Source organism: Gordonia bronchialis DSM 43247 (genome assembly GCF_000024785.1).
Lineage (GTDB): Bacteria > Actinomycetota > Actinomycetes > Mycobacteriales > Mycobacteriaceae > Gordonia > Gordonia bronchialis.
On sequence record NC_013441.1, the window covers coordinates 2,091,195 to 2,113,814 of the forward strand.

Consider the following 22,620-nt stretch of genomic DNA (forward strand, 5'->3'; position numbering starts at 1 on the left):
CCCGGCGGATTCGTGGTCAGGGAGCGCTGCGGGCTGCGCCGGTGGATCCAGACTCAGCCCGCCGCGAAGGTCCGGTCGAGTGCTGCGGAAAGGTCGGCGCGGAGGTCGTCGGCGTCTTCGAGACCCACCGAGAACCGCAGGTGACCCCAGCGGCGGAACTCGTCGGGGTAAGCGGCCACGCGCGGGCCGTCGGTTCCCACATGGACGATGAGTGATTCGTCGTGTCCGAGCGAGACCGCCGAGGTGACGATCTGCAGGTGGGAGACGAAGCGGTTCTGGGTGGCCGAGTCGCCGCGCACCGCGAAGGCCATCATCGCGCCGTGGCCGCGCCCACCGAATTGCCTTGTCGCCAGGTCATGTTGCGGGTGCGACGCCAGTCCGGGGTAGGCGACGTAGGCGATGCGCTCGTCCTCGGCGAGGAACTGCGCCAGCGTGGCGGCGGTGTTCTGGTGCTGGCGCAGGCGCAGCGGCAGCGTGATCGAGCCGCGGGCGATCAGCCAGGCGTTGAACGGCGAGATGACACCCCCGACGTCGACCATCGCCTGGGCGCGGATGGGATCGAGCAACTCGGTACGGCCGAGGATCGCGCCGCCCATCGCGTCGCCGTGACCGTTGATGTACTTCGTCAGCGAATGCACCACGAGATCGGCCCCGTCGGCGAGTGGCCGGTAGAGCGGGGGCGGTGTGAAGGTGGAGTCCACCACCAGCAGGGCATCGGCGTCGTGGGTGACGGCGGCAAGGGCGGCGATGTCGGCGATCTTGGTCGTCGGGTTGGCGATGGCCTCGACGATCATCATCCGGGTGTTCGGCCGGAAAGCGGCGCGGACCGCGTCCGAATCGGTGACGTCGACGAAGGTGGCCTCGATGCCGTACTTCTCCGGCAGCAGTCGCGACCACAGTTTCCACGTCGCCTCGTAGGTCGTGTCGGAGACCACCACGTGATCACCGGTGCGCAGCAGCGTGAAGAACACCGCGTGCAGCGCCGCGACCCCCGACGCCAGGACCACCGCGTCCTCGGCGTGCTCCATCGCGGCCAGCTTGGTCTGCAGCGCAACCTGATTGGCCCCGCTGTTGCGGGTGTAGAAGAGCTGCTCGGTGCCCGACCAGTCGAGTGTCTCGGGATTGTCGGGCAGGTGATATGAGTTGGCCATGGTGATCGGCGTGCGGACCGACGGGCCGCTGCTGTCATTGCCGCTGTGCACGCTCATGGTCATATCGCCGGTCATCGGGATACTCCTGCGGTCATTGGGTCCCTCGACCGCTCGGGGTCGTCGGGATCGCGGGGTTCGGGATCGTGTGGTTCGGGACCCCGGGATCGGGAGACCGGGGCGTCGGGAGCCACCGAAAGGTCACCCGTGGTGTCCGGCGCGGGCCGGCGCCGACCTCGTGGGTTCCCGCGGTCGAACATCGACGACGCCAGGATCATCGGGACCCGGTGGAGCTTGTCGATGTGCGCCGCACGACGGACCTCGGCCCATCCCCAGCACAGACCGAACACGAGCAGGGCCGCCGCAGCGGCGGTGTTCTTGGTCCACGGCTGATGGGCCACGTGCAGTGGCACCATCACCAGCGCGACCGCCTGGATGACGTAGGAGTCCAGACTCCTCGCACCGGTCATCACGAGTGGGCGCAGCCAGTCGCGGTGCATCCACTTCAGGACCAGCCGGAACACGCCGTAGATCGCGGCCACGGCGATCCACGCCCCGATCGCGCGGGCGGGCGCGAAGTCGAGTTTGTCGGCGAAATGCGGTTCCAGGTGCGCCAGCGGGCCGGTATCGATGACATGACGGAAGATCATGGCGACCCCGTACGCGGCGGCAACGATCGCGACGAGCCACCTGTCGATGTGATCGCGAAGTCGCCATCGTTCCCAGTTCCAGCCGACGACGAGGGCCGGGATGAACATGATCTGCCACGCCGCCCAGTTCTCGGTCCGCGGGGCGGCTTTGTGGGCGGTGATGTAGAACCAGTCGGGGCTGTGGAACTGCGAGTACACGTACAGCGCGAGCGAGGCCCCCAGAACCACCGGCCACCATCCGCGCCGGAGCATCGGCAGCAGCACGAACATCGACGCCATCAAGATCATGTACAGCAGCAGGATGTTCCCGCCGATCGGCAGATACTGCATCGTCACGGCGAGCCGGAGACCGTCGGCCCAGGAGTCGATGGTGAGCAGACCGGTCAGCCAACGATGTCCGGCCATGGCCGCGGCGACCGCCACGAGCGCGATGGTGAGCTGGCACAGGTAGAGAACCGCGAGCCGTTTGATGAGCTTGAGGTAGGCGAACATCAGCGTGTGCCGATCGATCCAGCGGTGATACACCATCCCCAGCACCAGGCCGGACAGCATGACGAACACCGACATCCCGTCCACGTACGGAAAGGAATGCGTCGGGGTGGCGAGAATGGTTCCGGTCCCGAAATGCGCCGTGATCATGCTCCAGATGGCGAGGCCGCGGGTGGCGTCGATCGCCAGGTCGCGTCGCATCGTCTCCGGCTCCTTCATCGACCACACCCTAGTCGGCCCGGACACGCCGACGGCCCCGCGCCCCGGGTGTGTCCGGGATACGGGGCCGCCAGCAGACCGTCAGGTGTACAGATCGGCGATCGCGCGCTGATAGGACTCGTGGATCACGTTGCGCTTGAGCTTCATGGTCGGCGTCAGCTCGCCCGACTCGATGGTGAAGTCGGTGTCGAGGATCGCGAACTTCTTGATGGCCTCGGCCTTGGAGACCTTGGTGTTGGCCTCCTTCACCGCGGCGTCGATCTCGGCGTTGAGCTTCTCGTTCTTCGCGAGCTCCGCCAGCGGGGTGTCGGCGGGCAGATGGTTGCGTTCCAGCCAGCCCGGGACGGCTTCCGGGTCAAGGGTGATCAGGGACGCGATGAACGGCTTGTTGTCGCCGACCACCAGGCACTGGCTGACCATCGGATGTGCGCGGATCGCATCCTCGAGCTGTGCGGGGGAGACGTTCTTACCGCCGGCGGTGACGATGAGTTCCTTCTTGCGTCCGGTGATGTAGAGGTAGCCGTCCTCGAGCTTGCCGATGTCGCCGGTGTGGAACCAGCCATCCTTGATCGCGTCGGCGGTGGCCTCGGCGTTGCGCCAGTACCCGCCGAACACCACCGGACCCTTGAGAAGGATCTCGCCGTCGTCGTCGATGGCGACCGTCACACCGGGCACCGGACGCCCCACCGATCCCACCCGCTGATGCTCGTCGTTGTTGGCAGTGACCGCAGCGGTGGTCTCCGAGAGGCCGTAGCCCTCGTAGACCGGGATTCCGACGCCGCGGAAGAAGTGGCCGAGGCGCGCACCGAGCGGGGCGCCGCCGGAGATCGCGCCTTCGCAGCGCCCGCCGAGTGCGGCACGCAGCTTGCCGTAGACGAGGCGGTCGAACAGCGCGTGACGAAGTTTCAGGAGCAGACCGATGTTGCCCGACTCCATCGCCTTCGAGTATTCGATGGCGGTGTCGGCGGCCCGATCGAAGATCTTGCCCTTACCGCCGTCGTAGGCCTTCTGCTTGGCCGAGTTGTACACCTTCTCGAACACGCGGGGCACCGACAACACGTAGTGGGGCTGGAAGGTGCCGAGATTCTCGATCAGGTTCGGGATGTCGTTGGTGTGCCCGAGGATGACGCCGTTCTCCACACACCCCACCGCGACCACCCGCGCGAAGACATGTGCCAGCGGCAGGAACAACAGGGTGGACTTGCCTTCGGCGAGACCGGCGCCCACCGCATCCCGGGTGGCCGCACACTCGGCGAGGAAGTTTGCGTGCGTGAGTACCACACCCTTCGGCCGGCCGGTGGTCCCCGAGGTGTAGATCAAGGTCGCCGCATCCGACGAGAGCGCGTTGGCCTGACGACGATCGAGTTCGTCCTCGGGGAGCTTGGCCCCGCGCTTGGTGATGGTGGCCAGCGCGTGATCGTCGATGACGAGGGTCTCGCCGAGCGCGGGCGCCTCGTCGATGATGCGGATGTGCTTGGTGTACTGCGGGTGATTCTCGACGAAGAGGAGCTTGGTCCCGGAGTCCTCCAGAATCCACTTCACCTGGTCGGGCGCGGAGGTCTCGTAGATGGCGACGGTGGTGGCGCCGGCACGCCAGATGGCGTAGTCCAGGACGGTCCACTCGTAGCGCGTGGAGGACAGGATGGCCACCCGGTCGCCCGCCTCGACGCCCGACGCGATCAGTCCCTTGGCCACCGCGTCGACCTCGTCGGCGAAGTGCTTGGCCGTCACATTGACCCACTGACCGCCCGATTGCCGCTTGAACAGCGGCATCGTCGGCCGCTCGGACCGGTAGCGGAGGATCGCGTCGACCGTGGTCGCCTTGTCGTCCACGGTGAGATCCGACGGGGTGGCGTATTCCTGCTTCATGGCACTCCTGAGACGCGAAAGCCTGGACAAAACGGACACCGAGCGACTCGTGTGTGCGGACGCCTCGGATGTGAGTGGCACTGACAGTACCAGTATCCGTGGGGCGGATCACACGGCCCGAAGTGGGTGGCCACCAGACACTTCGCGCGCGATGCGACCAACCGGCCGCGCGCGGATTAGAGTTGTCACCGATGAATGAGACCAGCCGCGCATGAGCACCGACGATACCGCTTCCCCGTCCCCCGATGCGCCGGACGGTTTGACCTTCGACGACCTCGACATCGACTCCCGAGTCCGGGCCGCCGTCTCCGACGTCGGGTACGAGACCCCCTCGCCGATCCAGGCCGCCACCATCCCGCCGCTGATGGCGGGTCGCGATGTCGTCGGGTTGGCCCAGACCGGAACCGGCAAGACCGCGGCCTTTGCCATCCCGATCCTGTCGCGCCTGGAAGGTGCGGGTGACGGATCGGGTCCGCGTAAACCGCAGGCGCTGGTTCTCGCGCCCACCCGTGAACTCGCACTGCAGGTGGCCGAGGCCTTCGGCCGGTACTCGGCGCACATGCCCGAGGTGCGGGTCCTGCCCATCTACGGCGGTCAGAGCTACGGCGTGCAGCTCGCCGGGCTCCGGCGTGGCGCGCAGGTGATCGTCGGGACCCCGGGCCGGGTCATCGATCATCTCGATCGCGGCACCCTCGACATCTCCGAACTGCGTTTCCTCGTCCTCGACGAGGCCGACGAGATGCTCACCATGGGCTTCGCCGAAGACGTCGAGCGCATTCTGGCCGAGACACCGGACGACAAGCAGGTCGCCTTGTTCTCGGCCACCATGCCGAGTGCGATCCGCCGGCTGGCGCAGCGCTATCTGAACGATCCGCAGGAGATCACCGTCAAGTCCAAGACGGCGACGGCGCAGAACATTACCCAGCGCTATCTGCAGGTCTCCCACCAGCGCAAACTGGATGCGCTGACCCGTTTCCTCGAGGTCGAGACCTTCGACGCGATGATCGTGTTCGTCCGGACCAAGCAGGCGACCGAGGAACTCGCCGAGAAGCTGCGTTCGCGCGGGTTCTCCGCGGTCGCGATCAACGGTGACATGGCGCAAGCGCAGCGCGAACGCACCATCAATCAGCTCAAGAGCGGTGGCATCGACATTCTCGTCGCCACCGACGTGGCCGCCCGCGGACTCGACGTCGACCGCATCTCCCACGTCGTCAACTACGACATCCCGCACGACACCGAGTCCTACGTGCACCGCATCGGACGCACCGGGCGGGCGGGCCGCGCCGGCAATGCGCTGCTGTTCGTCTCGCCGCGCGAACGCCATCTGCTCCGCTCGATCGAGCGGGCCACGCGGTCGACGCTCACCGAGATCGGCCTGCCCAGCGTCGAGGACGTCAACGCCCAGCGGGTGGCCCGGTTCGCCGATTCGATCACCGAGAACCTGTCGTCGGACAACCTCGACATGTTCCGGCAGCTGATCGAGAACTATGCCCGCGACAACGACGTGGCGATGGCCGACATCGCTGCGGCACTCGCGCTCGAGACCCGCGACGGCGGGTTCCTGATGGCTCCGGACCCACCCGAGGGTGACCGTCCGCCGCGCCGCGAGCGTGCACCGCGCCGGGCCGGCGGCAGTTTCGCCACCTACCGGATCGCCGTCGGCCGCAAACACAAGGTGTCGCCCGGTGCCATCGTGGGTGCCATCGCGAACGAGGGCGGTCTGACCCGGGGTGATTTCGGCAACATCAGCATCCGGGACGACTTCAGCCTGGTGGAGTTGCCCGACGACCTCGACAACGAGACCCTCTCGGCGCTGCGGGACACCCGCATCGGCCGCAACCCCATCGACATCCGGCGCGATCTCGGGGCACCGAGGGCGCGGGGTGGGGCAAAACGAGGTGGACAGGGTCACCGCGGCGGCCGCGACGGTGGCGGCAAACGCGTCGAGGGCTGGGGCAAGCGCGGGAACCCGCGAGTCGCCGGGCGTGGTCGCGGCAATCACTGAGTGCCACGCGTCGGCTGCCCCCTGGCTGGGGTTCTGATCGGTTGCGGGGGCGCACCAGTGGGACGCAACTTGTCAGATCGAGATATTTCCGTAACCTTTTGAGGTGGGGCAGCGACGTACCGAAGAGACGCTGTAATCGCCAGCGCGAGAAACACACACGAGTTACAGGAAATGGTGAGTCACCAGTGTCAGTGGTGAATTCGATCTCAGCCGCCGAGGCCATCGACCACAGTCGTCACGGCGAGGCCGTGATGGTGGATGCACGCCCCCAGGTCATGCGACATCAGGGCAGCCTGCCCGGTGCGGTCGTGGTGGAGCCGGGTGATGTACCGGCTCGATTCACGCCCACGCCGTCGGGCACCTTCCCGGTGGTGCGCGACCGCGACACCGAGATCGCGGTGGTCTCCGTGCGTTCGCAGGCACCCCGGATCGCCGAACAGATCGCCGACCTCGGCTACACCAACGTCCGTTACGTCGACGGCGGATATCCGGCGCTGCGCTCCAACCCGACCGTCTGAGCCACCGCCTGCTCGAGTCACCCGCCGTGGCGAGTCGACGAGTCCCGCGCACCTGACCGGCGGCTTGGTAGCTTTGGGGTCCCGCCGGAGCCGCGCAGACGCAGGAGGTCGACACATGCAGGACGGTGCGCACGACGAGATCCGCGACCAGGTCACCCGCTTGGTGGGGTTCCTGCGTGAGCTCGTCCGCTCGCGCACCGAGTCCATCGCCGACGTCGACGCACAGCCCGGCGTCGTCTGGATCGGAGCGTCGACACCTCTGAGTCCGCGGACCTCGGCGGCGCCGGGTCAGGTGATCGTCGAGGCTCGGGAAGGATCCGGTGCCTACGACGAGCTCGATCGCCTCGTCGACGAACTCCACGAGAACCCCGACACGCTCGAACTCGTGGTGGCCAATGCGCTCCTGACGGTCGGCGAGGCGGAGAACGACACCGCCCCGCTGATTCGCGAGCACCTGCTCACCCAGCACGTCGTCGCCGAGCGCGACGGTGACGGGCTGATCCGCGTCAGTCTGGGTGGTGGTTCGGCACCGATGGTGCACGACACCCATTTCCTCGCCGCGATCGACGGTATCAACCTGTCCGGTGCGCTCAAGGCACGCACGGCGCTGTCCGAGCAGGCGAGCGTGCTGGGCACCAAGGTCACCGATCTGGTGGCGGACTGGATGAGCCGGATCGACATCGACGCCGATCGGGTGACGGTCGCACTGGATATGCGGCCGGCGATCGTGTTGCGCACCCGCGGGACCGCGTCGGCGCTGGCGTTCTACGACGCCATCCTGGCGAACCTGCGTGACCCGGCCGTGCCGGTACCGATGGGTCTGGCGCAACTCGTGCGACCCATCGAAGCGGCACAACGACTTTCGGCGCTCGAATCGACCGGCGCGATCGGCGCCGACGAGTTGGTGCGCGATGCGCTCTTCCCGCTGGCGTCCAACGTCGAACAGCGCGATGTCCTCGGTCGGCTCGGCGTCGACAGCGGGGTGGTGGTCGAGGGGCCGCCGGGCACCGGCAAGACCCATACCATCGCCAACGTGATGTCGGCCCTGCTCGCCAAGGGGCAGCGGGTGCTGGTGGTCAGCGAGAAGGCACATGCCCTGCACGTCCTGCGGGACATGCTCCCCGCCGACATCCGTGACCTGACGGTGTCCATCGCCGATGTCAGCCAGGACGGTTTCGACGCCGTGGTGCGCGGTGTCGAGGCACTCGCCCAACGCAAGTCCGTCTTCTCCGCACCGGTCGCCGACGCCGAGATCGACGATCTGTGCGCGCGCCGCGACCATGCGCTGACCCGCCGGGATCGTGTCCTGCGCGAGCTCTGGGAACTGCGGGCGGCGGAGACCGAGGTGCACGACTGGGTGGCCGGCGACTATCAGGGCACCGCGGTGCAGATCGTCCGGCAGGTCCTCGCCGACGCCGAACGGTTCGAGTGGCTCCCGGGCCCACTCGACGGCGGTGTTCCTCCGTTGGACAGCGAGGAGTTCGATGGGCTCGTCGCCCTGCTGCGCAGTACCGGTGGGTCCACCACCCGTCTGACGCAACGTTTTCCGAATCTCGCCGAGCACTTGCCGGATCCGGTGGTGATGGATCACATCTGCGCACGCATCGCGGGCCGACCGCAGGAGCCGATGACCGGAACCGGGTCGCTGCTGTCGGTCCTCGACGGGGTCGACAGTGCTCGTCTCATCCGGATCAAGGAGCTGTGTGAGCAGCTCGCGGTCACCTCGGCAGAGGTCGGGTCCTTCCCGGCGCCCGTCGTCGATATGGCCGACCGGCTGCTCGCCGGGCAGGCGGCGCACCTGTGGTCGCGGGTGACGACGCTGTCACCGGTGATCGGGGCTGCGGCGCAACGGGATCGGGATCTCGGTGCGCACACGGTGGTGGTGGACGGCGCCGGACCCGGTGACGCCGCCATCTTCGACGCAGCGGCCGATCATCTCCGCGATGGCGGGCAGTGGCGGGGCAGGTTGCGCCGCTCCGCGCAACAGCGCGCCGTCGAGGAATCCGGGATCCGGGCCACCGTGGACGGCCATCCGCCCACCGACGAACGGTCCCTGCGTCGCGTTGCCGACCACCTGACCGTCGTCGAAGCCGTGCACCAGGCACACCGGCTGCTCGCCGATCTGCACGTCCCGGTGGACACCTCGGGCTCGCGGTCGGCTCAGCTCAATCAGCTCGTGCGGCTTGATCATCAGCTTGCCTGGATCTCGGATCTGGTGGCCGGACGCGACCGGCTGGTCCGCGAACTCGAGGCGATCAGTCCCGGTGGGCCGCGGCCCCGCAGCGTCGACGAGGTGGCGCGCGTCGCCGGAGAGGCCCGGTTGATCGCGGCGACCAACGACGCCGTCCTGGCCGAACAGGAGCTCGCCGAATGCGCATATGCGTTGTCGGCGGAGGTGGAACGGGGTCCGTCGCCCGAGGGGGATGCGCTGGTGGCCGCCCTCGCACATGCCGATGCCGATGCGATCCGTTCGGCGCGGCGGGCCTTTGTCGCGGCGCGCGCCGAGTACGACGATCAACTCGCCGTCGACCTGCTGGGTCTACGACTGCGCGCCAAGGCCCCCGACCTGTATGCACAACTCGTGGCGACCGCCGATGATCCGGTGTGGGACAAGCGCGGTCGTGACCTGTCGGCGGCCTGGTCGTGGCGGCGGGCGCACACGTGGGTACTCGAACACAGTGATCCGGAGGCGGAGTCGCGGTGCCAGGACGAACTCGACGGCATCGAGGTGGATCTGGCTCAGGTCACCACCAAGCTCGCCGCCGCACGTGCCTGGCGTGCATCGGTGCAGCGAACCAGCGTGACCCAGATCCAGGCACTGCAGTCCTACCGCGACCACATGATCAATCTCGGCAAGGGATCGGGCAAGCATGCCAATCGATTTCGGTCGGCGGCGCGGTCTGCGATGGCCGAGGCCGCCGGTGCCGTCCCGGCGTGGATCATGTCGATCAGCCAGGTGGCCGAAACGCTGCCGCCACGACCGGACCAGTTCGACGTCGTCATCGTCGACGAGGCCAGCCAGGCCGACATCACCAGCGCGTTCCTGCTCTGGCTGGCGCCGCGGGTCATCGTCGTCGGCGACGACCGACAGTGTGCGCCCACCGGTTTGACCGGGACCACGCTTGATGATGCCTTTGCCAAACTCGACGCGCAGCTGCCGGATCTGCCGGCCTATCTGCGGGACGGTCTCACCCCCCGGTCTAGCCTGTTCTCGTTGCTGCGCAGCCGATTCGGACACGTCGTCGGTCTCCGTGAGCATTTCCGGTGCATGCCCGAGATCATCGAGTACTCCTCACGCCAGTTCTATCGTGGTTCACCGCTGATCCCGGTGCGTCAGTACGGTGCCAACCGGCTCGATCCGCTGCGCACGGTCCGCGTCGAGGGCGCGGCCACCGGTCAGAAGTCGGCTCTGGTCAACGAGGCCGAGGCGAATGCCATCGCAACCGCAGTCGCGGACTGTCTTGCCGACTCCGCTTATGACGGAGCAGATTTCGGTGTCATCGCGCTGCAGGGAACCAAGCAGGTCGACATTCTCGAGCGGGCCCTGCGCAGTCGGATCGATGCCCAGCAGTGGCGGGAGCGTCGGATACGAGTCGGGTCGCCGCCGGATTTCCAGGGCGACGAGCGTTCGGTCATCTTCTGCTCGATGGTCGTCTCCGATCCGTCGGCCGTCACCGCGCTCACCCGTGCGGAATCGCAGCGACGATTCAACGTGGCCGCATCGCGGGCGATGGATCAGCTGTGGTTGTTCCACTCGGTCGACCTCGACGACCTGAGCCCGCGCGATCTGCGCTATTCGTTGCTGGGCTACCTGCAGGCCAACGCCGGACCGGTGATCGCCCCGATGCCCACCGGCGTACCCGACGACGAACGTGTCGAACCGTTCGACGATCTGCTCGAACAGCGGGTGTTCAACCGGCTGGCCGCCCTCGGCTATCATGTCACGCCGAAGATGGTGATCAACAACCGGATGATCGATCTGGTGGTGCTGGGTGCCGACGCGCGAATGGCCGTCGAATGTGACGGCTCCGAGTTCCGCAGCACGGGCCGGCAGGCGCGTTCGGATCTCGAGCGCGAGCGTGAATTGCGCCGGTGCGGTTGGGAATTCGCGCGCGTTCGGGCCTCGGAGTTCGAGCTCGATGCCGATCGTGTGATGGCCACGGTGACAGCCGCTCTCGATGCTCGCGGTTGCAAGCCCGGCTCGGTGGGGGCGGCGCCGGCCGTCGACGTGGCACAGGCGCCGACGTGGGAGCCGATCGATCTCAGCGCAGGGGAGTGACGCTGCCCGGTCGATGAGTTCTGCTGCACGGTCGACGATTTCGTGCGCACGGTCGACACTAGCTCAGGCGACGGACGAGTCCGGGTAGGCCGGTGGCGGCCGTCATGGCGATCCGGTGTCGCGCGATCGGGCTGAGCGCGGAGGGCTCGGGGTTGACTTCGATCACCGGGATGCCCTCGCGCGCAGCGCGTTCGGGTAATCCGGCCGCCGGGTAGACGATACCGCTCGTACCGACGACCAGGACCACGTCGCTGCCACGGAACGCCTGTTCGGCACGTTCCCAGGCCTGCGCCGGCAGGGCCTCGCCGAACCACACGATGCCGGGACGGACCAGGCCGCCGCAGAACGAACAGGACGGTGGGGGGATGCGTCCGCCGTCTCCGATCGCGTCGATCCCGATGGTGTCGGGTGCCTCGTCGAGCGACGGGCCGGGAGCGTAGGGACGTCCGCACACCGCGCACCGCGGTGCGAAGAGACTGCCGTGCAGGTGGCTGATCACCTCGCTGCCGGCCCGCTCGTGCAGATCGTCGACATTCTGGGTGACGACCATGACCGTGCGCAGCCCGGCCAGGTCGACCAGGGCGAGGTGTCCGGCGTTGGGCCGGGCAGCCCGCACCTGCCGGGCACGCCACGAATACCACCCCCACACCAGCGCCGGATCGCGGTCCCACGCCTCCGGGGTGGCGAGATCGGTCGGATCGAAGTTCTCCCAGAGCCCGGTCCGGGCGTCGCGGAAGGTTGCGATGCCGCTCTCCGCCGACATCCCCGCGCCGGTGAAGACGGTGACCCATTCGGCGTCCTGGATCAGCGCGACGACGTCATCGGGGATCTCCGGGGCGGATGTGTCGGCCATGGCGGTATCAGGCCGACTCGAGCGCCGCACGCAACGCAGCTGCGGTCGCGTCGGGATGCGCGTCGCGGCGCAGGATGAGCCCCTTGGCGAAGCTGAGCTTGTCGCCGTCGTGTCGCGGGATGACGTGCAGGTGCGTGTGGAAGACGGTCTGGAATGCCGCGCGGCCGTCGTTGAGGGCGAGATTGACGCCGTCGGCGGCCAGCGAGCCCGACCGCATCGCGGCGGCGATCCGCTGGCCGGCGTGGAACAGGGCCGAGCCGAGTGCCGGGTCGAGATCGGCGAGACCGGTCGAATGCACCCGGGGTACGAGCAGTGTGTGGCCCCGGGTGATCGGCCGGATGTCGAGAAAGCCCAGCACATCGTCGTCGGAGTAGATGATCCGGGCGGGCGAGGTGCCCGCGACGATGGCGCAGAAAACACAGCTGTCCATCACCCGAATCTAGTGGCGCCCGCGACGGTGTGAATCGGCACCACGCGCGGGGTGCGTCAGATCACATCACGATTTGATAACGGTCGACCGAGCGGGCGCTCGGCCTGCGGTTTTGCCCCTGAAACGGGGTGTGAACAGTGGTGATCAGCGGGGCTCGCCGACCCGGGTCGCGGGGGTCCGAAGTTACTCGCGCGGTTACCGGTGGGTATACCCGGCGGTCACCGACAAACATGAGGAATCCCTCACTTTCGTGTGTCATCATTGGACTCACGTTCACGCCGACGATGACTCGCAGGTGAGTTGAAGTACGTCAATGTTGTTGAAAGACAGGCGTGTTCGGGTTTTCGTGCCCGTCAAAGGGTGCGGTACCCGCCCAACCCGAGAACCGAGCAGTGCGCACCGGCAGGCGCAGCAATGGCCGCTGGAGTCCGCCCCCCTGACTTTCAACCCCCGACCTCCATCGCAGCAGCCGACCACAGAGGAGACCTTGTGACCGTCGACCAATTCCGCACCGGCACACCGGGCGCCGCATCCGCAGAGCGTCCGTCCACCACCCTGATCGACCGGCTCGCGGCCGGCGAGCCGTACGCCATCAGCTTCGGCGGCCAGGGCGGTCCTTGGCTGCCCACGCTGGCCGAACTCGTGGTCGATGCCGATCTCGAGCACCGCATCGCCAAGATCGTCGAGGCGGCCGAGCAGCTGGTAGAGCCGGTCGTCGACGAGATCACTGTGGCCCGCGCCGACGGATTTCACCCGCTCACCTGGGTCCGGGCGCTCGACGCGGGGGAGCAGACCCCCGGTGAGGCCGCCCTCGCCGATTTCACCCTCTCGGGACCGGGCGTCCTGCTGACCCAGATCGCTGCCGTCGAGGCGCTCAAGAAGCAGGGACTCGACACCACCGCCATTCCGCCACGCTCGGTCATCGGCCACTCGCAGGGCTCCATCGCGATCGACGCGGTGCCGGTCAACGGTCGCCCGGCCGCCGCCGGCGAGGGTTCGCTGCTCGCCGTCGCCCAGATGCTCGGTGCGGCCGGCGCCCTGATCTCCCGTCGTCGTGGTCTCGGGGTCTCGACCGAGGGCACCCCGATGCTCGCCATCACCAACATCTCGCCGGCGCGGATCGACGCGATCCTCGCCGAATACCGCGAGGGTCTCGCCGAGTCCGAGCGCGCCACCGCGCCGGTCGTCGCCATCCGCAACAGCCGCAACGCCCTGGTGCTCTCGGGTGCCCCGCGGCACCTCGCCGCGTTCACCGCCCTGTGCGAGCGGATCGCCGCCGCCGAGGCCGATGAGCGCAAGCGCAAGCTCACCGGCGGTGAGCCCTTCGCGCCGAAGTTCGATCACCTCCAGGTCTCCGTGGCCTTTCATCACCCGGGAATGGCCGACGCCGTCGAGCTGGTGGGCGAATGGGCGCAGCGATGCGGCATCGATCCCGAGCTGGCCACCCGCCACGCCCGCAGCGTGCTCGTCGATCCCGTCGACTGGGTCTCGACCGTCGACGGCGCCGTTGCCGACGGCGCGTCGTGGATCCTGGACTTCGGTCCCGGCGATCTCGCCACTCGGCTGTCGTCTGCGCTCGTGCGCGGTCAGGGCGTCGGGCTGGTCCCGGCGGCCCTGCGCGTCGGGCAGCGCAATCTGTTCAGCCCGGGCGGGGTACCCGAGGTCGCACGTCCGTGGATCTCCTTCGCACCGACCCTGGCCGAGTTGCCCGACGGCCGGACCGTCGTCGAGACCGCCTTCACCCGTCTCACCGGCCGCTCGCCGATGCTGCTCGCCGGCATGACCCCCACCACCGTCGACCCGGCCATCGTCGCCGCGGCGGCCAATGCCGGCCACTGGGCCGAGCTGGCTGGTGGCGGGCAGGTCACCGAGGACATCTTCGCGCGCAACATCGCCAAGCTGACCGATCTACTGGAGCCCGGACGTGAGGCGCAGTTCAACGCGCTGTTCCTCGACCCCTACCTGTGGAAGCTGCAGCTCGGTGGCAAGCGCCTGGTGCAGAAGGCACGCGCCCAGGGCGCCCCGATCGACGGCGTCATCGTCTCGGCGGGTATCCCCGAACTCGAGGACGCGGTCGCCCTTGTCAACGAATTCGTCGAAGCCGGACTGCGTTTCGTCGCCTTCAAGCCGGGCACCGTTGAGCAGATCCGTTCCGTCGTCCGGATCGCCGCGGAGGTTCCGCATCACCCGGTGATCGTGCAGATCGAGGGTGGGCGCGCCGGTGGCCACCACTCCTGGGAGGACCTCGACGACCTGCTGCTCGCAACCTACGGCGAGCTGCGCGCGCGGGCCAACATCGTGGTCTGCGTCGGCGGCGGCATTGGCACCCCGGAGCGCGCCAGCGAATACCTCACCGGCACCTGGTCACACGTCTACGGCTACCCGACGATGCCGATGGACGGCATCCTGATCGGCACCGCGGCGATGGCCACCAAGGAGGCCACCACCACCGACGAGGTCAAGCAGCTACTGGTCGACACCGTCGGCTGCGACGAGTGGATCGGCGCGGGTCACGCCACCGCCGGAATGGCCTCGGGCCGTTCGCAGCTCGGCGCCGACATCCATGAGGTCGACAACGCCGCATCGCGCTGCGGCCGGCTGCTCGACGAGGTCGCCGGTGATGCCGATGCCGTCGCCGATCGCCGCGACGAGATCATCGCCGCCATGGCCGACACCGCCAAGCCCTACTTCGGCGACGTCGCCGAGATGACCTACCGCGGCTGGCTGGACCGCTATGCCGAGCTCGCCGTGGGCACTCCGGATGCCGATCCGTTGCCGTGGGCCGATATCACCTGGCAGCAGCGCTTCGTCGACATGCTGCAGCGCACCGAGGCGCGGATGAATCCCCAGGATTCCGGTGAGATCCCGACCATGTTCGGCGAGCTGGCCACCGCCGACGATCCGCATGCCGCGATCGACGCACTCAGCAGCGTCTACCCCGAGATCGATTCCGACATCCTGCATCCCGCCGACGTCGCGTTCTTCCTGGAACTGTGCCGGACCCCCGGCAAGCCGGTGAACTTCGTGCCGGTCATCGACAAGGACGTCCGGCGCTGGTGGCGCAGTGACTCGCTGTGGCAGGCACACGATCCCCGTTACGGTGCGGACGCGGTCTGCATCATCCCGGGCCCCGTCGCGGTGGCCGGGATCACCCGCGTCGACGAGCCGGTCGGCGAACTCCTCGATCGATTCGAGGCGCAGGTCGCCGACGACCTGCGCTCCGCCGGTGCCGCAGCGGTGTCGGTGGACGCCCGCAAGCGCGCCGGTCTGGTGGAATCCGCCGGTGCCCTGAGCACCATCATCGAAGCCGACGACGTCGACTGGGCCGGCCGCATCGTGCCCAATCCCGTTGTGCTGCTCGGTGATCGGGAGAGCTGGAGCGTGGTCGGCGTTGATCGCGCCGAGCATGCCCCGAGTGGCGCCGTGCTCGAGCGCGCGGCCGAGAACCGCTTCGACCTCGTGGTGCCGATCGCCCAGTCCTCGGTGCGCATCCCGATGCAGGTCGGTCCCGGCCTGCTCGACGGTGGCAACCCGCTCATCGGCCTCGACGACGCCGCCGGTGCCATGCGCGAGATCCTGACCGTCGCCGCCGGCGGTGACCTGGCCACCGTGACCGACGGTGAGTCGGTGACCACTGTCGCCTGGGCGCCGGACTCCGTTGCCGACCACGCCTCGGTTACCGGGTTCTCCCTGCCCGCACACCTGCGGCCCACCACCCCCACCGAGCCCGGTGGCTTCGCCGTGCCGGACACACTGGTCGGGGCCTCCTGGCCGAGCGTGTTCAGCGTGATCGGCGCGGCGCGTACCGAATCCGGTTCCCCGGTTGTGGAGGGTCTGCTCGACCTCGTGCACCTCGACCATGCTGTCGAACTCGTCGGCGCGATCCCGGCCGAGGCCGCCGAACTGACCGTCACCGCCCGCACCGGGGCGGTCCGCGACACCGAGGTGGGTCGCGTGATCGAGGTGTCCGTCGACGTCGCCGGCCCGGCCGGCCCGATCGCGACACTCGACGAGCGGTTCGCCATCCGCGGTCGTCTCGGCGATGCCGAGCTCACCGATCCGGCCCGCGCCGGCGGAGCGATCTCCGACGAGCGCTCGGCGACCCGGAAGCTGCTGCGCCAGGCCAAGATCACCGCACCCGCGCGGATGAACGGCTTCGCCGTGGTGTCCGGTGACCGCAACCCGATCCACACCGACTCCGCGGCTGCCCGGCTGGCCGGTCTTGGCGAGCCGATCGTGCACGGCATGTGGCTCTCGGCCGCCGCTCAGCAGGTCGTCACCGCGACCGACGCCAAGAACCCGATCCCGGCCCCGCGGCCGCTGATCGGTTGGACGGCACGCTATCTGGGCATGGTCCGCACCGGCGACACCATCACCGTGCGCGTCGACCGCGTCGGACTCGACGCCGGCCGCGAGGTCGTCGAGGTCAGCGCCAAGGTCGGCGACGACCTGGTGATGAGCGCGACCGGCCTGCTGGCCGCGCCGACCACGGTCTACGCCTTTCCGGGCCAGGGCATCCAGAGCAAGGGCATGGGCCTCGACGCCCGGTCGCGATCCAAGGCGGCGCGCAAGGTGTGGGATCGTGCCGACAAGCACACCCGTGCGGCACTGGGCTTCTCGATCCTCGCGGTGGTCCGCGACAACCCGACCACCCTGGTCGCGGGCGGAACCACCTACAACCATCCCGACGGTGTGCTCTATCTGACGCAGTTCACCCAGGTCGCCATGGCGACGCTGGGCGTCGCTCAGATCGCCGAGCTCAAGGAGGCCGGCGGATTCGTCGAAGGTGCCATCACCTGCGGCCACTCGGTGGGTGAGTACAACGCCCTCGCGGCGTGCGCCGGCGTGTTGCCGCTCGAGGCCGTCCTCGAGGTGGTCTTCCAGCGCGGTGAGGCCATGCACCACCTGGTTCCGCGAGATGAACTGGGCCGCAGCGACTATCGGATGGCAGCGATCCGTCCGAGCCAGTTCGGACTGGCCGACGCCGACGTCACCGATTTCGTCGCCGGCATCGGCGCCGAGATCGGCGAGTTCCTCGAGGTGGTCAACCTCAATCTGCTCGGCTCGCAGTACGCGATCGCCGGCACGGTGCGCGGCCTGGAGCACCTCGAAGCCGAGATCGAGCGTCGCCGTGCGGAATTCGGCGGTAAGCGATCGTTCATCCTGGTGCCCGGCATCGACGTCCCGTTCCACTCGACCGTGTTGCGTGCGGGTGTCCCGGAGTTCCGTTCCAAGCTCGAGGACCTGCTGCCCGAGCACATCGATCCGGACATCCTCGTCGGCCGCTACATCCCGAACCTGGTGCCACGCCTGTTCAACCTCGAGCGGTCCTACATCGAGGAGATCGCCGCGCTGGTGCCCTCGGATCCGCTGAATGCGGTTCTGGCGGACTGGGACAACTGGGCCGCCAAGCCGAGTCAGCTGCTGCGTGTGGTTCTGATCGAGTTGCTGGCCTGGCAGTTCGCCAGCCCCGTCCGCTGGATCGAGACTCAGGAACTGTTGTTCGCGGGCCCGGAGCGACACGGTCTGTCCGTGCAGCGCTTCGTCGAGATCGGCCTCAAGGGTGCGCCGACGCTGGCCGGGCTGGCGTCCAACACCCTCAAGCTCGACGACTATGCGGCCGCCACCACGGAGGTCGTCAACGTCGAACGCGACAGCGACGTCATCCTGGCCAAGGACGCCGGCCACGAGCCCGACGGTGACGAGGACGAGGCCGCACCGGCCGCCGACGCCGCCGCCGAGCCTGCCGCGGCAACTCCGGCACCGGCAGCCGCCCCGGCTCCGGCGCCCGCCGCCGCCCCCGCCGGTGGACCCCGCCCCGACGACATCAGCTTCAGCCCGTCCGACGCCGTCAAGTCGGTCATCGCGTTGTGGACCAAGATGCGGGTGGACCAGATCGGCTCGGCCGACACCATCGAGGCGCTGTGCGACGGTGTCTCGTCGCGACGCAACCAGTTGCTCCTCGACATCGGTGGCGAGCTGGGACTCGGTGCCATCGACGGCGCCGCCGAGGCCGACATGGTCGCGCTGTCCTCGACGGTCGAGACCCTCGCCCGCGGCTACCGTCCGCTGGGTGCGGTGCTGACCGACGCGGTCTCCGATCAGGTACGCAAGGTGCTCGGGCCGGTCGGCAAGCGGCAGAGCTACATCACCGATCGCGTCTCGAATGTCTGGCAGCTGGGCCCCGGCTGGGGTCTGCACACCACGGTCGCGCTGGCCCTCGGTACCCGCGACGGTGCCAGTGTGCGCGGCGAGGACCTCGGCAACCTGCTCGACGGCCCGGTGACCGGTCCGGATGCGCTCGACGCGCTGATCGACCGCGCGGTGTCGGCGGTGGGTGCCGTCAAGGGCATCGCGGTGAGTCTGCCCGCCGCCGAATCCGGTGGTGGCGCAACGGTGGACGCCGCCGCGCTCGGCGAATTCACCGAACAGATCACCGGCCGGTCGGGCGCACTCGCGTCCGCGGCGTACACGGTCCTCGAGAAGCTCGGCCTGGCCGAGATCGCCGAGACCGCCGAAGCCGTGACCGACGAGAACGCCCTGCTCGCGGAGCGGGTCAGCGCCGAACTCGGTTCGGACTGGGCGCGGACCGTCGCGCCGGCCTTCGACGAGGCGAAAGTCGTTCTCGTCGATGACCGCTGGGCGACGAGCCGCGAGGATCTGGTCCGGCTGTGGCTGGCCGAGGACACCGATCTCGACGCCGACTTCGATGCCGTGGTCGCACGCTTCGACGGCGCCGGGCACACGGTGGCCCAGCACGCCACCTGGTGGCAGGGCAAGGCGCTGGCCACCGGTGACGCCGTGCGCGCCCGCGTCTTCGAGGCCATCGCGCAGGCGGCCGAGACCCCCGGCACCGGTGCGTATTCCGGTGAGCTCGCGGTGGTGACCGGTGCGTCGGCGAACTCGATCGCCGCGGGTGTGGTCGCCGGCCTGCTGGCCGGTGGCGCCACGGTCATCGCGACCACGTCGCGACTGAACTCCGAGCGGCTCGCCTTCTACAAGGAGCTCTACCGGGAGAACGCCCGCTACGACGCGGCGCTCTGGGTGGCACCGGCCAACATGGCGTCCTACACCGACGTCGACGACCTGGTGGACTGGATCGGCAGCGAACAGACCGAGAACCTCGGTAGCACAACAGCTGTCGTGAAACCCGCGATGAAGCCGACGCTGCTCTTCCCGTTCGCGGCCCCGCGCGTCGCCGGCGATCTCACCGACGCGGGTGGCCGCGCCGAACTCGAGATGAAGGTGCTGCTGTGGTCGGTTGAGCGGATGATCGCCGGGCTCAGCGACATCCACTCCGATCACGACATCGCCGCCCGCCTGCACGTGGTGCTGCCGGGCTCGCCCAACCGCGGCATGTTCGGCGGTGACGGCGCCTACGGCGAGAGCAAGGCGGCGCTGGACGCGCTGGTGCAGCGCTGGTCGGCCGAGGAGTCCTGGGGTGCCAAGACCACGCTGGCGCACGCGCTGATCGGCTGGGTGCGCGGCACCGGGCTGATGGGCCACAACGACGGCATGGTCGACGCGGTCGAGGCGGCCGGCGTGCGGACCTGGAGCACCGCGGAGATGGCGCAGAACCTGCTGGGGCTGTGCACTCCCGAACAGAAGGCGCAGGCCCGTTCGGCGGCCATCCTCGCCGACTTCACCGGCGGACTCGACCCGGCGACCATCGACCTGAAGGCGCTGGCGGCCGTGGCCGCGGAGGCGGCATCCGATGACGAGGCGGCGCAGGCCGACGACGTCGCGACGGTGGCGGCTCTTCCGGCGCCGGCGCGGGCACCGCAGGGGATGCGTCCGGATTGGACGCCGATCGACGCCCGTCCGGAGGACCTGGTGGTCATCGTCGGCGCCGGCGAGCTCGGACCGTACGGCTCGGCTCGTACCCGCTTCGAGATGGAGGTCGACGAGAAGCTCTCGGCGGCAGGCGTTCTCGAACTCGCCTGGAACACCGGTCTGATCCACTGGGATTCGGCACCCAAGCCGGGCTGGTATGACACCGAGTCGGGAGATCCGGTGGCCGAGAGCGAGATCGCCGATCGTTATCACGACGCGGTCGTCGAGCGCTGCGGTATCCGCCGCTACGCCGACGAGGGTGCGATGGTGGACAACACGTCACCGTTGCTCACCTCGGTGTTCCTCGACGAGGACCTCACCTTCACGGTGAACTCGGAGGCCGAGGCCCGTGCGTTCGCGGCAGCCAACCCGGAGAAGACCCGGGTGGTCGCCGACGCCGAGACCGGTGACTGGCAGGTCACCCGCCTCGCGGGCACCGAGATCCGCGTGCCGCGTCAGTTCGCGCTGAGCCGCACCGTCGGTGGACAGATCCCGACCGGGTTCGATCCCACCCGCTGGGGTGTCACGCCGGACATGGCCGAGTCGATCGACCGTGTTGCGCTGTGGAACCTGGTCGCGACCGTCGACGCCTTCCTGTCGTCGGGCTTCACCCCGAGTGAACTCATGCGGTGGGTGCATCCCGGCCTGGTGGCCAACACCCAGGGCACCGGTATGGGCGGCATGACCTCGATGCGCGAGTTGTACATCAACACCCTGCTCGGCGAGGCCAAGGCCAACGACATCCTGCAGGAGGCGTTGCCGAACATCGTTGCGGCACACGTGGTCCAGTCCTACGTCGGTAGCTACGGCGCGATGATCCACCCGGTCGCCGCGTGCGCCACCGCGGCCGTCTCGGTCGAGGAGGGCACCGACAAGATCCGGCTGGGCAAGGCCCTGTTCGCGGTGGCCGGCGGCTTCGACGACCTGGGTATCGAGGGCATCGTCGGATTCGGTGACATGTCGGCGACGGCGGAGTCGGCCGCGATGTCGGCCCGCGGGATCGACGAGCGTCGCTTCTCCCGGGCCAATGACCGGCGACGCGGCGGGTTCGTCGAATCGGCCGGTGGCGGAACCATTCTGCTGGCACGCGGTGATGTGGCGGCCCAGATGGGACTGCCGGTGCTCGGTGTGGTCGCCTGGGCGCAGAGCTTCGGCGACGGTGTGCACACCTCGATCCCGGCACCCGGGCTCGGTGCACTGGGTGCCGCTCGCGGCGCCGATGCGTCACCGCTGGCGAACTCCCTGCGCGCCCTGGGCGTCGGCCCCGACGACGTGGCGGTGATCTCCAAGCACGACACCTCCACCCGCGCCAACGATCCCAACGAATCGGAGCTGCACGAACGGCTGGCCGAGGCGATCGGCAGGGGAGAAGGGGCACCACTGTTCGTGGTCTCCCAGAAGTCCCTGACCGGACATGCCAAGGGTGGCGCGGCCGCCTTCCAGCTGATCGGGCTGTGCCAGGTGTTGCGAGACGGCGTCATCCCGCCGAACCGCAGTCTCGACTGCGTCGACGAGAAGATGAAGGACTACCCGCACCTGGTGTGGGCACGGGAGACCCTGCGTCTCGGTGAGCGTTTCCCGCTCAAGGCGGGTCTGCTGACCAGCCTGGGCTTCGGGCACGTGTCCGGACTGATCGCCGTGGTCCATCCGGAGGCGTTCGTCGCCACCCTGGACGAGGCCGAACAGGAGAACTACCGGCAGCGGGCCGCCGATCGTCTGCGGATGGGCAATCAGCGCTTCCTGCAGTCGATGTGCGGTGGGGAGCCGGCCTATCGCCGGCCCGCCAACCGTCGCTTCGACGAAGCGGTCGACGAGCATGACGCCGAGGCGGGCCTGCTGCTCGACCCGGCGGTGCGCCTCGACTCGGCCGACACCTACGGTGCCGGTGTGGGTGGTTCTGCGCGATGAGTGTTCTGGGTATCGGGATCGACATCGTGTCGATCCCGGAGTTCGGCGAGCAACTGAAGCAGCCGGGTACGACGTTCGGCGACCGGTTCACGGTCGGCGAGCGCCGGGACTCGGCGGCCGGAACCGGTGAGGACGCACGGCATCTCGCCGCCCGCTGGGCGGCCAAGGAGGCCGTGGTGAAGGCGTGGTCGGTGAGTCGGTTCTCGCGGTCGCCGCTGTTGCCGCTCATCCGGCACAGCGACATCGAGGTGATCACCGACAACTGGGGCCGTCCGGCCATCCGGCTGGCCGGCGAGATCGGTGAGATCCTGTCGGAGGCCACGGTGCACGTGTCGCTGACCCACGACGGTGACACCGCCGCCGCGGTGGCGATCCTCGAGGGCAGCTGACGAATCGCAGATCCCGCATCTCGCCGCCCC

General features: G+C 68.7%; 10 protein-coding genes. 5 read left to right on the forward strand and 5 right to left on the reverse strand.

The annotated features are described in order from the left end of the window. Positions 1 to 53: 53 nt before the first annotated feature. The 3 genes from GBRO_RS09810 to GBRO_RS09820 form a co-directional block, all read right to left on the reverse strand. Positions 54 to 1,226 (reverse strand): trans-sulfuration enzyme family protein, encoded by a 1,173-nt coding sequence (locus GBRO_RS09810; protein WP_012833797.1) that lies wholly within the window; start codon positions 1,224 to 1,226, stop codon positions 54 to 56. Then, positions 1,223 to 2,506: an OpgC domain-containing protein gene (gene opgC, locus GBRO_RS09815; protein ID WP_012833798.1), complete on the reverse strand. Its 1,284-nt coding sequence runs from the start codon at positions 2,504 to 2,506 to the stop codon at positions 1,223 to 1,225. Before opgC ends, GBRO_RS09810 begins: the two co-directional genes overlap by 4 nt. 81 nt (positions 2,507 to 2,587) lie before the next feature. Beyond that, entirely contained in the window at positions 2,588 to 4,375 is a 1,788-nt protein-coding gene (locus tag GBRO_RS09820) for an AMP-dependent synthetase/ligase (RefSeq protein ID WP_012833799.1), read from the reverse strand. A 211-nt stretch (positions 4,376 to 4,586) separates the two neighbouring features. Between GBRO_RS09820 and GBRO_RS09825 the strand changes: the two genes are divergently transcribed. From GBRO_RS09825 to GBRO_RS09835, 3 genes are all read left to right on the forward strand, one after another. After that, positions 4,587 to 6,380 (forward strand): DEAD/DEAH box helicase, encoded by a 1,794-nt coding sequence (locus tag GBRO_RS09825; protein WP_012833800.1) that lies wholly within the window; start codon positions 4,587 to 4,589, stop codon positions 6,378 to 6,380. A gap of 185 nt (positions 6,381 to 6,565) precedes the next feature. Further along, positions 6,566 to 6,898 (forward strand): rhodanese-like domain-containing protein, encoded by a 333-nt coding sequence (locus GBRO_RS09830; protein ID WP_012833801.1) that lies wholly within the window; start codon positions 6,566 to 6,568, stop codon positions 6,896 to 6,898. A gap of 115 nt (positions 6,899 to 7,013) precedes the next feature. After that, a complete protein-coding gene (locus GBRO_RS09835; protein WP_012833802.1) occupies positions 7,014 to 11,177 on the forward strand; it encodes an AAA domain-containing protein in 4,164 nt (1,387 codons plus the stop codon). Positions 11,178 to 11,235: 58 nt separating this feature from the next. Here the strand turns inward: GBRO_RS09835 and GBRO_RS09840 are convergent, their stop codons facing one another. Together GBRO_RS09840 and GBRO_RS09845 are read right to left on the reverse strand one after the other, a co-directional pair. Continuing rightward, a complete protein-coding gene (locus GBRO_RS09840) occupies positions 11,236 to 12,030 on the reverse strand; it encodes an SIR2 family NAD-dependent protein deacylase (RefSeq protein ID WP_012833803.1) in 795 nt (264 codons plus the stop codon). 7 nt (positions 12,031 to 12,037) lie between these two features. After that, positions 12,038 to 12,460 (reverse strand): HIT family protein, encoded by a 423-nt coding sequence (locus GBRO_RS09845; RefSeq protein ID WP_012833804.1) that lies wholly within the window; start codon positions 12,458 to 12,460, stop codon positions 12,038 to 12,040. Positions 12,461 to 12,949: 489 nt separating this feature from the next. On the opposite strand from GBRO_RS09845, the gene GBRO_RS09850 reads away from it, so the two are divergent. Next, positions 12,950 to 22,201 (forward strand): type I polyketide synthase, encoded by a 9,252-nt coding sequence (locus GBRO_RS09850; protein ID WP_012833805.1) that lies wholly within the window; start codon positions 12,950 to 12,952, stop codon positions 22,199 to 22,201. Continuing rightward, positions 22,198 to 22,590 (forward strand): holo-ACP synthase AcpS, encoded by a 393-nt coding sequence (gene acpS, locus GBRO_RS09855; protein ID WP_012833806.1) that lies wholly within the window; start codon positions 22,198 to 22,200, stop codon positions 22,588 to 22,590. Before GBRO_RS09850 ends, acpS begins: the two co-directional genes overlap by 4 nt. The last annotated feature ends 30 nt before the right edge of the window (positions 22,591 to 22,620 follow it).